Source organism: Streptomyces sp. NPDC054047, from assembly GCF_055585065.1.
Map to the genome: position 1 here is coordinate 501,530 of NZ_JBVJKV010000004.1, position 13,643 is coordinate 515,172.

8 protein-coding genes are annotated in these 13,643 nt (G+C 67.9%); 4 read left to right on the forward strand and 4 right to left on the reverse strand.

All coding sequences use genetic code 11. The features are described from left to right. Positions 1-10: 10 nt before the first annotated feature. Positions 11-1,048, reverse strand: coding sequence for a LacI family DNA-binding transcriptional regulator (locus ACZ6ZP_RS19090; protein ID WP_351174038.1), 1,038 nt, complete (start codon positions 1,046-1,048; stop codon positions 11-13). Then, a complete protein-coding gene (locus ACZ6ZP_RS19095; protein WP_469407603.1) occupies positions 1,045-3,456 on the reverse strand; it encodes a glycoside hydrolase family 2 protein in 2,412 nt (803 codons plus the stop codon). Before ACZ6ZP_RS19095 ends, ACZ6ZP_RS19090 begins: the two co-directional genes overlap by 4 nt. 269 nt (positions 3,457-3,725) lie before the next feature. On the opposite strand from ACZ6ZP_RS19095, the gene ACZ6ZP_RS19100 reads away from it, so the two are divergent. The 3 genes from ACZ6ZP_RS19100 (at position 3,726) to ACZ6ZP_RS19110 (ending at position 6,967) form a co-directional block, all read left to right on the forward strand. After that, the gene (locus tag ACZ6ZP_RS19100) at positions 3,726-5,045 is read left to right on the forward strand and encodes an ABC transporter substrate-binding protein (protein WP_469407604.1); all 1,320 of its coding nucleotides are present in this window, start codon (positions 3,726-3,728) and stop codon (positions 5,043-5,045) included. Between the two features lie 93 nt (positions 5,046-5,138). Then, entirely contained in the window at positions 5,139-6,107 is a 969-nt protein-coding gene (locus tag ACZ6ZP_RS19105; RefSeq protein WP_469407606.1) for a carbohydrate ABC transporter permease, read from the forward strand. Next, entirely contained in the window at positions 6,104-6,967 is an 864-nt protein-coding gene (locus ACZ6ZP_RS19110) for a carbohydrate ABC transporter permease (RefSeq protein ID WP_351174026.1), read from the forward strand. Before ACZ6ZP_RS19105 ends, ACZ6ZP_RS19110 begins: the two co-directional genes overlap by 4 nt. Before the next feature lie 466 nt (positions 6,968-7,433). Here the strand turns inward: ACZ6ZP_RS19110 and ACZ6ZP_RS19115 are convergent, their stop codons facing one another. Continuing rightward, the gene (locus tag ACZ6ZP_RS19115) at positions 7,434-8,876 is read right to left on the reverse strand and encodes an endo-1,4-beta-xylanase (RefSeq protein ID WP_383825471.1); all 1,443 of its coding nucleotides are present in this window, start codon (positions 8,874-8,876) and stop codon (positions 7,434-7,436) included. A 245-nt stretch (positions 8,877-9,121) separates the two neighbouring features. Further along, positions 9,122-11,287: a glycoside hydrolase family 9 protein gene (locus ACZ6ZP_RS19120; protein ID WP_383825474.1), complete on the reverse strand. Its 2,166-nt coding sequence runs from the start codon at positions 11,285-11,287 to the stop codon at positions 9,122-9,124. Between the two features lie 697 nt (positions 11,288-11,984). On the opposite strand from ACZ6ZP_RS19120, the gene ACZ6ZP_RS19125 reads away from it, so the two are divergent. Then, positions 11,985-13,451, forward strand: coding sequence for a non-reducing end alpha-L-arabinofuranosidase family hydrolase (locus ACZ6ZP_RS19125; protein WP_383825477.1), 1,467 nt, complete (start codon positions 11,985-11,987; stop codon positions 13,449-13,451). Positions 13,452-13,643: the final 192 nt, after the last annotated feature.

A 13,643-nucleotide genomic window follows, 5' to 3' on the forward strand; every position in this document is an offset into this window, starting at 1 on the left:
CCGCCGCGAGTCAGCTCCGCGGCGGACGCGGTGCGGCTGTCGAGGCACGGGGCGTCAGTGCGGGGGCCCGGGGTGGGAGGAGCGATACCTCCTGGCCTGCGATGACGGCGAACAGCTCGCGGGTGACCTGGGCGCCGAAGCCGTGCACGTCGTGGCTCATCGCCGACAGCGTCGGGTGGGTGAGGCGACACAACTGGGAGTCGTCCCAGGCCAGCAGGGACAGGTCGTCCGGTACCGCGATGCCCATTTCGGCGGCGACCCCGAGCCCGGCCACGGCCATGAGGTCGTTGTCGTAGACGATCGCGGTCGGCCGCTCGGGCCGCAGGAGCAAGGAGCGGGTGGCCCGGGCCCCTTCCTCACCGGCGAACCCCGTCGCCACCTGGGCGCCGGAACCCAGGCCCAGTTCCCGCAAGGTGTCTTCGAAGACCCGTTCGCGGATGGCGCTGTGCCCCAGGCGGGGCGGGCCGCCGACCCGGGCGATGCGATGGTGGCCCAGAGCGGCGAGATAGCGCACCGCCTCGGCCATGGCCGTGGCATCGTCCGTCCAGACCGAGGGGAGGCCGCCGGTCAGGTCGGGGTGGCCGACCGCCACGGCCGGGATGCCGAGCTGCTTGAGCGGTTCGACCCGCGGGTCGTCCTGGTGGAAGTCGACCAGGATGGATCCGCCGACCTGCCGTTCCCGCCACCAGGTCTCCTGCAGGGAGATCTCCTCGTCCAGGCTGCTGACCAGACGCAGCAGCAGGGAACACGACCGCTCGGCCAGGACGCTCTCGATGCCGGAGATGAACTCCATGTAGAACGGTTCGAGGCCGAGCAGCCGGGCAGGCCGGCACAGCGCGAGGCCGATCGTGTCGCTCCGCTGCGTCGACAGGCTCCGGGCCGAGGAGTTGGGTGCCCAGTCCAGCTCCCGGGCGGCGGCGAAGATGCGCTCCCGTGTGCTCTCGGCAAGGCCGGGCTTGTGGTTGAACGCGATCGACACCGCTCCCTTGGAGACCCCGGCCGCCGCCGCGACGTCCTTGATGGTGACACGTGGGACAGGGGCGCTCACGCCGGTTCCACACAGAAGAGTGCCGCGCGGAACGCATTGGCACCCACACCGCCGGCCCCGCGCACACGGATGCGGGTCTGCTCGCCCGGCAGCAAGGTGATCAGGCCGCGGTCGGCGGTCGCCCGCGGTGCGAGGCGATCGGGCTGGAGCAGCAGATCCCGTACGAGCGTGTGCGCACTGACGACGACATCGACCGTGTCCCGGTCTTGCCCCACCGTCTCCACCGCCATGTCGAACCGCGGCGTCGGATAGTCGAACTCCTTGTCCCGAACGGGCAGATGCAGCGTGCGCAGTCCGTCGGCGTCGGCCACCAGATACTCCTTCGTGGCACCCGCCTCGGGGCGCACCTCCGGCGGGGCCGGCAGCCGCAGGACCTCGCGTGCGGGCACCGTGAACCCGAGCGAGACGCGTGTGGCGAGCGTGCCGTCGGTCCGCATCAGGCGCAGCGTCACGTCACTGTCCCAGGGCTCAGTGGCCTGGTTGTCCAGGACGAGTTCGGGGCCGTCAGGTCCCGGCTGCAGGGTCAGGAGGCGGTCGGCGTAGACGCGGCGCAGCTCGTGGTGGAGCGGCTTGAGGCGACCGTCGCCGTCGATCGCGGACCAGGAGCTGACCGGCCAGCAGTCGTTGATCTGCCACACGATGGTGCCGGCGCAGCGGGGCCAGTTGGCGCGCCAGTGCTCGATTCCGGTGGCGACGGCACGGGCCTGGACGACTTGGGTCAGGTAGTGCCAGCGGTCGAAGTCGTTCTCGGGCGAGGCGAAATGACGCTCGACGCCGCGGTTCAGTTTGCCGTTGCCGTCCTCGGCCTTCTGGTGATGCAGCATGCCCGGGGAATCGGCCGCGAGGTCCTCGCCGGGCAGGGCGCGGCGTAGCGTGGCGAACGCCGCGGGTGCCTGCCAGCCGAATTCGGAGACGAACCGGGGCACGTTTTTTAGGTACTCGGTGTAGTCCTGGCGGTTCCACACCTCCCATGAGTGGTACGTGCCGTGGTCGGGATCGTTGGGGTGGTGGTCCCAGGAACCGGACCAAGGGCTGCCCGCGCTGTACGCCCGTGTGGGGTCCAACTCCGCGACGACGCGGGGCAGGAGCCCGAGGTAGTAGCCCTCGCCCCAGGAGTTCCCGGCGAGGGGCTGCTCCCAGTCCCAGTCCCGGAATCCCCACAGGTTCTCGTTGTTGCCGTTCCACAGCACGAGACTGGGGTGCGGCATGAGCCGTACGACGTTGTCGCGGGCCTCGGCCTCCACTTCGCCGCGCAGCGGCTGCTCCTCCGGGTAGGCGGCACAGGCGAACAGGAAGTCCTGCCAGACCATCAGGCCGAGTTCGTCGCAGGCGTCGTAGAAGGCGTCGTCCTCGTAGATGCCGCCTCCCCAGACGCGGACCAGGTCGACGTTGGCGGCGGCGGTCTGCTCCAGGCGGGTGCGGTAGCGCTCGGGTGAGATCCGCGAGGGCAGCACGTCGTCGGGGATCCAGTTCACACCGCGTACGAAGATCCGCTCGCCGTTGACGACGAACGTGAACCCGCTGCCGTGCTCGTCGGCCGCGCGGTCCAGCTCGATGCTGCGGAAGCCGACCCGCCGCTGCCAGCCGTCCAGCACCCCTTCGCCGTCGAGGAGAGTCACTTCGACGTCGTACAGGGGTTGTTCGCCGTATCCGCGCGGCCACCACAGTCGCACGTCCGGTATGTCGAGCACGAGCGTGACAGCGTTGTCAGCCGCGTCGACGCGCGCAGCAGCGCCTGCCACCGTGGCGTGCACGGTGAGAGGTCGACCTGTGCCCGAGGCGGTGCGCTCGAGATCGACGCGCAGTTCCACGCGGCCGCGCGTACCGTCCACGGTCACCAGTGGGCGCACCCGCTGGATGCGGGCCGTCGACCAGTGTTCGAGCCGGACCGGGCGCCACATGCCCGCGGTGACCACCGTCGGCCCCCAGTCCCAGCCGAAGTTCGCGGCCATCTTGCGGATGTACTGGAACGGCTCGGGATAGACGTTCGGCCGCTCGCCCGTCTGCGCCTTCACGGAGGCGGCCTCGTCGTAGGCAGAGGCGAACGTGACGTCCAGTTCGCCCGCGAGGCCCGTGACATCGAACCGGTAGGTGCGGTGCATGTTGCGCGTGCGCCCCAGCTCCTGACCGGCCAGGACGATGCGGGCGGCAGTGTCAAGGCCCTCGAAGACCAAGTCGGTGCGCTCGTGTGATGTCGAGCCGCAAGTGGCGTCGTCCAACCGGCGCGTATAGGTCCATGCCCGCCGACCCACCCACGCCACCTCGCGCTCGTTCGTGCCGAGGAAGGGGTCCGGGAGGAGGCCCGCGGCCAGCAGGTCCGAGTGGACGCAGCCGGGGACGCGGGCTTGGAGGAGTCTCCCCTCGTGACTCACGTGCCAGCCCTCGGTCAGCTGGACGATGTGCTTCATCAGCGGCTCCAATCAGACAGGCGCAGGCCCTGGTCGTGCGCATCGCCCGCCAACCTAACCCTCACGTGGTTAACCGGTCCAGTCCTCGGAAGCGATCATCGCCGCACATAACTCCGCAGCCTGCAGCGGTGACTTGCCGTCGGCTATCGACTCTGCGGGTAACGATTAGGCATCGTGCCGGAAATCATCACTTTACCGGTTCACGTGGGGCTGACATAGTGCCGTCAGCCGCTGGGCCTGAGCCGTAACCCTTGGAAGGAGTTGGGCACATGAGGAAGAAGCCGCTGAGCGCCGCGCTGCTTGCCGCCGTGACGCTGACCGTCGCGGGATGTGGCGGAGGAGGGAGCGCGACGGGGGAGGCCGCCACCGCGCCCTCGGACCCCGCCAAGGCGTCAGGCACCATCACCGTGCTGACCAACCGCACCGACCTGGTGCAGGACGGCACGATGAAGAAGTACGCCGCCGAGTTCAAGAAGACCTACCCCAAGGTGGCGGTGAAGTTCCAGGGCATCACCGACTACGAGGGGGAGGTCAAGATCCGGATGAACACCGAGAACTACGGTGACGTCCTGCTGATCCCCTCGGTGATAGCCAAGGGTGACTACCCGAAGTTCTTCGCGCCTCTGGGCGACACCGAGGATATGGCACGGACCTACCGCTTCACCGGCAAGACCGACGTCAAGGGGAAGACATACGGCATCGCCAACTTCGGCACCGTCAACGGCCTCGTCTACAACAAGGCGGTGTGGAAGAAGGCCGGCATCACCAACTGGCCCACCACCCCCGCGCAGTTCCTCGGCGATCTGAAGCAGATCAAGGCGAAGACCGGAGCGACGCCGTACTACACCAACTTCAAGGACGGCTGGCCGCTGAGCAGCCCCTGGACCAACAGTGTCGGCTCGGTCAGCTGCGACGCGAAGGCGTCCGACGCGCTCGCCACCACCGACAAGCCATGGGCCAAAGGCAGCGACCTCAACGTCCTCGACTCCCTGCTCCACGACATCGTCCACGAGAAGATGTCCGAGAAGGACCCCACGACCACCAACTGGGAGACGTCCAAGACCGACCTGGCCAAAGGGGAGATCGGCAGCATGCTGCTCGGCTCCTGGGCCGTGAACCAGATACGCGACGCCGCCCGGAAGGCGGGCCATGACCCGGACGACATCGGATTCATGCCCGTTCCGGTTCAGAAGGGCGGCAAGTTCTGCGCCACGATGCTCTCCGACTACCAGCTGGCCGTGAACGCGCACTCCGAGAACAAGAGCGCCGCCCGCGCCTGGATCGACTGGTTCACCGAGAAGTCCGGCTTCGCCGCCGAAGAAGGTGGGGTCTCCGCCCTGTCCTCCATGGGCTTCCCCGATGTTCTCAAGCCATACGAAGACAACGATGTCAAGCTTGTTGAGCGATCCGAGGCCAAGACCGAGCAGGTCAACGCCATCGACAACGCCTCCGAGATCGGCCTCGCCAAGCAGGACTACCGGCAGAAGCTGATCGACATCGCCCGCGGCGCCCAGAAGGGCTCCCTGCAGGACTACTTCGACGATCTCGACAAGCGCTGGGCCGACGCGGCCGCCACCGCCGGCAACTGACCCGGACCCGAGCACGGGGCCCCGCACCGTTCGCGGGGCCGGGCCCCACTGCCGCATCACGCTCGACACGGATCACGAAAGGCCCTGTTCGCCATGACCGACACCACGTCCAAAGCGCCGCCGACACCCGCGCGCCAAGCCGCCCCCCTCGGCCGGCGCCCCCGCCGGGGCGCCCGGCCCACCCGTTCCTGGCACGACCATCCGCTGCGCAGGATCACCCCGTGGCTGTTCCTGCTGGCCCCTCTGGCGCTGCTGATCACGTTCACCTACGTCCCGGTGGGCAACATGATCTATTACAGCTTCACGGACTGGGACGGCGTCAGCCCCGACCGCAACACCGTCGGGTTCGAGAACTACACCCAGCTCTTCACCCGGCCCGAGCTGTTCCGGGTGTTCTTCGTCAGCTTCTACTACTTGGCCGCGTCGGCCGTGCAGATCGTCATCGCGCTCTACTTCGCGACGGTCCTCAGCTTCGATCTCCGCTTCCGCAACTTCTTCAAGGGAATCCTGTTCTTCCCCTACCTGATCAACGGTGTCGCCATCGGTTTCGTCTTCCTGTACTTCTTCCAGGACGGCGGCACGCTCGACTCGGTCCTGTCGTGGTTCGGCGTCGGCGGTGACCATGCCTGGCTCGGTGACCCGGAGTCGGCCAACACCTCACTGGCCGGAGTGTCGGTGTGGCGCTTCACGGGCTTGAACTTCGTCCTGTTCCTGGGCGCGATCCAGTCGATCCCCGGTGAGCTCTACGAGGCGGCCCAACTCGACGGGGCGAGCCGCTGGCAGCAGTTCCGGCACATCATCGCACCCGGCATCCGGCCCGTACTGAGCCTCAGCGTCATCCTCGCGATCTCCGGCTCACTCGCCGTCTTCGAGATCCCGTACATCATGACCGGCGGCGCGACCGGCACCTCGACCTTCGTCATCCAGACCGTCAAGCTCGCCTTCCAGTTCAACAAGACGGGCCTGGCCTCGGCCTGCGCCGTGGTGCTGCTCCTGATCATCCTGGTGGTCACCTGGATTCAGCGCCGCCTCGTGCCCGACGACAAGGTGGACCTCGTATGACCACGCTCACCACTGACGACCGCCCCACGACCCGCAAGCGACCCCGCATCGGCACGGCTCTGACGTACCTCTCCCTGGTCGTCGCCTCGCTCGTGGTGCTGGTCCCCCTCGTCGTCATCTTCCTCACCTCCCTGAAATCCTCCCGGGAAGTAGGTGACGGCGGCGCGCTGAGCCTGCCCCATGACTGGCTGAACTTCTCGAACTACGCGACCGCGTTCAACGACGGCGAGATGCTGAGAGCCTTCGGGAACACCGCGTTCATCCTGCTGTTCTCCATCACCGGAACCGTGCTCATCGGCTCCATGACCGCGTATGCGCTCGACCGCTTCGAGTTCCGTCTGAAGAAGACGGTGATGGTCCTCTTCCTCGTCGCCACGCTGGTCCCCGGCGTGACGACGCAGGTCGCCACCTTCCAAGTGGTCAACAGTTTCAGCCTGGTGGACAGCCGCTGGGCACCGATCCTGCTCTACATGGGCACGGACATCGTGTCGATCTACATCTTCCTGCAGTTCATCCGCGGCATTCCGACCTCACTCGACGAGGCGGCCCGGCTCGACGGCGCGAACACCTTCACGATCTACCGCAAGATCATCTTTCCGTTGCTCAAGCCGGCGATCGCCACGGTCGTCATCGTCAAGGGCATCACGACGTACAACGACTTCTACATCCCATTCCTCTACATGCCCTCCGAGGACAAGGGGACCATCTCCACGGCCCTGTTCCGCTTCAAGGGGCCTTTCGGGGCGCACTGGGAAGCCATCTCGGCAGGGGCGATCCTCGTGATCCTGCCGACTCTGCTCATCTTCCTGTTCCTGCAGCGCTACATCTACAACGGGTTCGCGCAGGGGGCCACCAAGTAGTCTCACGCGGGCTGCTACGAACGCGGTTGCCGATCGGCCCAGCCGTCAGCCGCTAGCGGTTCCTGTTGTCGTGATCGGTGGGGCCCTGAGGATGAACCCGCCAGAGCCGGGCGCGGCGGCGTCCACCGCCATCGGACGGCAGCTTGACCAGCTGACGTTACTGTTTGGCGCCGTCCCAGTCGCCGTACTGGACGGTGGTGGTGCCGTCGGCGGTGGAGGCGCCCAGCACCTCCACCGCCTAGCTGTGCTGTTGCGGCTGATCAGGCGTCCGGGGCTCGCGTCGGAGTCGGCCAGGCGGAACTGCCGGCCCGTCCTGTTGCGTTCGGCCCCCAGCTGGTTCCTGGCACCGTCGGCGGTCGAGCCGCGGTCACGTCGGGGGCCTTGCTCCCATGCCGGGCTTTGAGCCGATGGGAGCCCTCGGCGATGGACGCGTCGTGGATGTCCGGCAGCTTGGTGGCAGGCCCCATCAGGTGCGGGTCCAGCGCTGGTTGCTGCCGTTCGAGCAGGAGTAGAGCTGGATCAGCGTGCCGTTGGCGGTGCCGCTTGCGGCGGCGTCGAGGCAGCGGCCGGACTGGACGCCGACGATGGATCCGTCGGAGTTCAGGCGCCACTTCTGGTTGTCGCCACCCCAGCAGCTGTAGATCTGGACTTTGCTGCCGTTGCCGGTGCCGGCGGCGTCCAGACACTTGTTGCCGTAGACCTTGAGCTCACCCGCGGCGGTGTAGGTCCACTGCTGGTTGGTGCGGTTGTTGCAGTCCCACAGCTGTAGCTGCGTGCCGTCGGTGGTGCCGGCGCCGGGCACGTCCAGGCAGCGGCCTGAAGCGACGCCCTTGATCTGTCCGGAATCCCCAGGGGGCGTAGGCGAGCCGGCGTTGAGCGCGTTCAGGACGGCGGAGTAGGCGGGCTTCTTGCTGCCGTCGCCGTTGAACAGCAGCGGCGAGTGCTCCGGTCGCCAGGAGTCGGTGTCGCGCACACCCCAGACGGTGATGCCCAGGCAGCGCGCGACGGCCAGGCAGTCGTTGGTCACGGCGGCGTAGGTCGTGGCCGGGGCGCCCTGGATGTCGAGTTCGGTGATGGCCACGTCGACGCCGAGGGCGGCGAAGTTCTGCAGGGTGGTGCGGAAGTTGCTGTTGTAGGGGCTGCCGCTGTTGAAGTGCGACTGGAAGCCGACGCAGTCGATCGGCACGCCGCGCTGCTTGAAGTCTTTGACCATGGCGTACATGGCCTGGGTTTTGGCCCAGGTCCAGTTCTCGACGTTGTAGTCGTTGTAGCAGAGCTTGGCGGCCGGGTCGGCGGCGCGCGCGGTGCGGAAGGCGACCTCGATCCAGTCGTTGCCGGTGCGCTGCAGGTTGGAGTCGCGCCGGGCTCCTGAACTGCCGTCGGCGAAGGCCTCGTTCACGACGTCCCACTGGGCGATCTTGCCCTTGTAGTGGGACATCACGCCGTTGATGTGGCCGACCATCGCCTGGCGCAGGTCGCTGCCGCTGAGGCTCTGCATCCAGCCGGGCTGCTGGGAGTGCCAGGCCAGGGTGTGGCCGCGCACCTGCTTGCCGTTCTGCACCGCCCAGTTGTAGACGCGGTCAGCGCCGGTGAAGTTGAACTGGCCCCGCTGTGGTTCGGTGGCGTCGATCTTCATCTCGTTCTCGGCCGTCACCGAGTTGAACTCGCGGCCCGCGATCGTCGTGTACGTCGCGTCGCCCAGCCTGCCCGAGGCGATGGCGGTGCCGAAGTAGCGGCCGCTCTGCGCCGCCGCGGCGCCGAGTGTGCTCTCGGCCGCACTCTCGGCGGCGTGTGCGGTCGGCGACGCGACCGGTGCGGCGACCGCACCGAGGACGCCGACGGCCAGCGCTGTCAGCAGACCGCCGAACTTCCGGCGGACGGCGGATGGGGAAAGGGCATGCGGAGCCATGACTGTGCCTCCAGGGTAGAGATCATGGAAGGGCTGAAGAGCAGCGAAATACGTCGTCCGCTCCCACTCGGCAGACGGACGGGCCGGCCGGACCCGGGCAGCACGGGGGCACCGGACACCGTGGTCATGGAACCGAGAAGGTGTCGGCCGGTACGGACAGCACCCGATCGGTCGCCGGGTGACGCAGGGGTCTTGCGGAGTGCGGCCGGGCGGGGAGCGTCTGCCCGGGCCTGACCGGGCGTGGATCAGATGCAGGCATGCCCGTCGAGCGTGAAGGCTGTGGGGGAGGGGTTGCTCCCGCTGTACGTCCCCTGGATTCCGAAACTCGCGGTCGCACCGGGTGGGATGGTCCGGTTCCAGTCGGCGTTGCGGGCGACGACGGCGGTGCCGTCTTGGGTGACGGTCGCGTTCCAGGCGTTCGTGACGCGCTGGCCTGCCGGGTAGCTCCAGCTCAGCTTCCAGCCCTCCACGGATTTCGAGCCCGTGTTCTTGACTGTGACCGTCGCGGTGAAGCCCGTGCTCCAGACGCTGTCGCCCTTGTACGTCACCGCGCAGGCACCGGTGGGTTCGCCGGTGGGCCGCTCGGCGGCGTAGGCGGCGAGCCAGGCCAGCGGAGCGTTCCAGTTGACCGCCACCTCGTTGGTGGAGTACGAGCCGATGTCGTCGATGTAGCAGGCCGCTGGCGCGCAGCCGGCCAACTTCTCCTGGGCCACCGGGTCCTGGAGCGCGCTGTTGGGTCCGCCCGCCAGGGATCCCGCCGGAGGGTTGGGCAGTGAGGCGTCCAACTGGTGTGCCCAGAAGCGGTGATGCTGGTTGCGCGAGGGCTTCTCGCCGTAGCCGGATACGTAGGACTGGCCGATGGCGTTGCGGCCCAGCAGGTAGTCCATTGTCTCCAGCGCGCCGGTGCGGTAGCGCTCGTTGCCGGTCAGCTCCCCGGCGACGGCCAGGACGATCGCGTCGCCCGCGACCGCGCCGTTGGAGCCCCAGAAGTAGCCGTCCGCCGGGACGGGCACCGCGTAGCCTTGGGCGGCCATCCGGGACAGATACCCGTCGGCGGCTGCCGTTACCGAGGCCCGGACCCGGTCACGGTCGGCTGCGGGGAGGCCGTGGGGGACGGTGGCCAGGGTGAGTCGGCCCAGCGCGGCCGTATCCGCCCAGCCGAACCCGTAGTCGGAGAAGGCAGTTGGGGACGTGTGCCAGGACGATTCGGTGACCGCGTCCCGGTAGCCGCTGTCGCCGGTCGTGGCGTACAGCTCGGCCGCTGCCCAGTAGAACTCGTCGGTGACCTTGGTGTCGCCGTAGGCGCCGCCGCCCGTGCTGTCCGAATCCGGGGCGTACAGGTCCGGGTTGGCCCGGGCCGCCGTCCAGGCCCGCCGGGCAGTCGACAGGCAGCGGTCGGCGAGCGCGGCGTCGTAGGGCCTGAAGACGCGCGCGCACTGCGCCGCGGCCGCTGCGAGGTTGAGGGTCGCCGCCGTGGACGGACGGTGCAGCTCGCGGGGCTGGGCGTCCTGTTCGGGGCGGGTCGGCATGCCGGTCCACTCCGCGTCATGGATCTTGTGGAACGCCATTCCCGCGTACGGCTTGTTCTCGGGCACCTGCATCCGCATCAGGAAGTCGAGCTCCCAGCGCGCCTCGTCCAGGACGTCGGGTACGCCGTTGTCCCGCTCGGGGACCTGCAGGGTCGAGTCGCCAAGCGCCGCGTCCTTGCCCGCCCGCTTGGCCCGCTCGAAGGAGTTGACCATCAGCCAGGTGGAAATGCCGCCGTTCACCACGTACTTGCCGTGGTCGCCCGCGTCGTACCAGCCGCCCCTGACGTCCTGGGTGTAATCGCACACGGTGGCCTGGCAGGGGACGGAGGTGTCGCCCTTGTTGGGCGCGACACCGAGGTGTCCGGCCGGGCGTGCGTAGACGGAGCTCACTAGGGAGGCGTCGATGGGTGTGCCGCTGCGCTGGTGGTAGAAGAACGCCATCGCGTCGGAGCGCAAAGCGTCGTAAAGGTTCGCGCGGATGTCGAAGGGCACGCTGCCGCTGCCGTCCACCGCCAGGACGTATCCCGAGCCGGTCCCTCGGTACGAGGAGAAGTCGGCCACCTGGACGGACTGCCCGGAGGGGGTGTCCGCGCCGCGCGGGAGGGTCGCACCGGAGGCGACCACCGTCCCGGACGCGTCGCGCAATTGCCAGGTGAGCGGCTGCGCCGCCGTGGTGACCACGGTGGCGCGCTTGGGTCCGTCCGGCAGGTAGCCGACCTGGTTGACGCGTACGGCTGAGGTCGCCGCCGCGGAGGGGGCGGCTGCCGCGGTGGGCGCGGCCAGGAGGCCGCAGACGAGGAGGGAACTCGTCAGCAGGGTGCCGGCGAGGCGTCTGGGGTGGCGTCTGGGGTGGCGTAACGAAGGGGCGGGGGTGGGGGGCATGAGCGGCTCCTGTGGCGATGGTGGTCAGCAGGGAGTGGTCAGCAGGGGGAGGGGATTGGGGGGAGCAGGCCGGGAAGGTGACGATGTTTCGGTCGGCGAAGGGTTCGCTCCCGGTGGTGGAGCGGGGGTGTCCAGGTGGGCGTCGTGAGCGTGCCCGTTTGGGAGCGCTCCCAGTCGAAATATCGAACAACGGTCGGTGCGCCGAAGATTCGAGGCGGACAGTAGTGACGTGCGGAGCAGTCGTCAACAGATGCGGACTCGTACGGGAGTTGAAGATGTGGCGGCCAGGAGCGGGCGCTGCCTGCTCACCTGCACTCCTCTGTACGGATGACTGCGCTGGCGAACCGTGTCGCAAAGTTTCGAAAAGTTTCCGGTCGGGCCGACGGGCTGGTCAAGCCCAAAGAAGGTGCTGTTTATGGACAGATCAGCGACAGGTCTTGACCCGGAGACCCCATGTTCCTAGCTTATGGCGTCACAGAACTCGAAAAGTTTCCGAAAAGTTTTCGGGATGGGATCGACGCTCCCCACCCGGGAGGTCCTTGACCAACACCCCCTGGACGCCTGGTGGATCCGCAGGCGTGACGTCCCGACCGCAGCCGCCCCACCCGGTCGCCGGCTGGGACGGCTGAAGGCCGGGGGCGCCGGGGTCACCTCATCCCCGCTCCCGGCCCTCGCCCCCGCTCAAGGAGTTCTTCTGATGTGGTTTCACCATCCGTCCCCGGTCCACCTGAGACGCTTACTCGCCGTCCTTGCGCCGCTGCTGCTCGTGGCGACCTTCCTCGGTGCCCCGCCCGCCGCCGCGGCGACCGTCGACACCAACGCCTGGTATGTGCTGGCCAACCGCAACAGCGGCAAAGCCCTGGACGTCCACAACCTGGCGACCAACGACGGCGCCCGCATCACCCAGTGGACCAGGAACGATCAGAACCAGCAGCAGTGGCAGTTCGTCGACTCCGGCGGCGGTAACTACCGCCTCAAATCCCGCCACTCCGGCAAGGTGCTGGACGTCCACAACCGGTCCACCGCCAACGGCGGCTCGATCGTTCAGTGGACCGATCAGAACAGCACCAACCAGCAGTGGCGGCTGGCCGACAGCTCGGACGGCTACGTGAGGCTCATCTCGCGCCACAGCGACAAGGCCCTCGAAGTGCAGGGCGGCTCCACCGCCGACAACGCCAACATCGTCCAGTACGACGACTGGGGCGGAACCAACCAGCAGTGGCAGCTGATCAGGGTCGGCGGCGGCAACCCAGGCCCGTGCGATCTTCCGTCGACCTACCGCTGGAACTCGACGGGCGCGCTGGCGCAGCCCAAGCCGGGGTGGGTCTCGCTCAAGGACTTCACCGTCGCCCCCCACAACGGCAAGCAACTCGTCTATGCGACGACGCACGACACGGGGACGAGGTGGGGTTCGATGAACTTCAGCCCGTTCACCAACTGGTCGGAGATGGCCTCGGCCAGCCAGAACACGATGTCGACGTCCACCGTCGCGCCCACGCTCTTCTACTTCGCGCCGAAGAACATCTGGGTGCTCGCCTACCAGTGGGGTGGAAGCGCCTTCTCCTACCGGACGTCGAACGACCCCACCAACCCGAATGGCTGGTCATCCGAGCAGGTGCTCTTCTCCGGGAGCATCCCCGGCTCCGGAACCGGACCCATCGACCAGACCCTCATCGCCGACGGATCGAACATGTACCTGTTCTTCGCCGGAGACAACGGCAAGATCTACCGGGCCAGCATGCCGATCGGGAACTTCCCGGGCAGCTTCGGCTCCAACTCGGCAGTGGTCATGAGCGATACGACGAACAACCTGTTCGAAGCCCCGCAGGTCTACAAGCTCCAGGGCCAGAACCGCTACCTCATGATCGTCGAGGCGATCGGCTCGCAGGGCCGCTACTTCCGCTCGTTCACGGCCACCAGTCTGAACGGCTCATGGACACCCCAGGCCGCGACCGAGAGCAATCCCTTCGCGGGCAAGGCCAACAGCGGCGCCACCTGGACCAACGACATCAGCCATGGCGAACTGCTCCGCACCAACGCCGATCAGACCATGACCGTCGATCCCTGCAATCTGCAGATGCTTTACCAGGGACGCAGCCCCAACTCCGGTGGCGACTACGGCCTCCTGCCCTACCGCCCGGGTCTGCTGACACTTCAGCACTGACAGCACTGACAGCACTGACAGCGCGACAACGTCAGCGCTGGCTCCATCCCGGCGGCCCGAGTGTTCGTCCAGGCCTGACCGGTTTGCCCGACCCTTGAGGTATGGCGCGGTCACGCCCCCAATCGGGCGGCGTGACCGCGCTGTTAGCATGCGCCCGCCGAGGGGGGTCCTGCAGCAAGGGAGATGACTCCG

Excerpts from the sequence above, each read along its gene's own strand:
- ACZ6ZP_RS19095 (WP_469407603.1), bottom strand. The coding sequence starts at position 3,456 with ATGAAGCACATCGTCCAGCTGACCGAGGGCTGGCACGTGAGTCACGAG.
- ACZ6ZP_RS19110 (WP_351174026.1), top strand. The coding sequence starts at position 6,104 with ATGACCACGCTCACCACTGACGACCGCCCCACGACCCGCAAGCGACCC.
- ACZ6ZP_RS19115 (WP_383825471.1), bottom strand. The coding sequence starts at position 8,876 with ATGGCTCCGCATGCCCTTTCCCCATCCGCCGTCCGCCGGAAGTTCGGC.
- ACZ6ZP_RS19105 (WP_469407606.1), top strand. The coding sequence starts at position 5,139 with ATGACCGACACCACGTCCAAAGCGCCGCCGACACCCGCGCGCCAAGCC.
- ACZ6ZP_RS19120 (WP_383825474.1), bottom strand. The coding sequence starts at position 11,287 with ATGCCCCCCACCCCCGCCCCTTCGTTACGCCACCCCAGACGCCACCCC.
- ACZ6ZP_RS19125 (WP_383825477.1), top strand. The coding sequence starts at position 11,985 with ATGTGGTTTCACCATCCGTCCCCGGTCCACCTGAGACGCTTACTCGCC.
- ACZ6ZP_RS19100 (WP_469407604.1), top strand. The coding sequence starts at position 3,726 with ATGAGGAAGAAGCCGCTGAGCGCCGCGCTGCTTGCCGCCGTGACGCTG.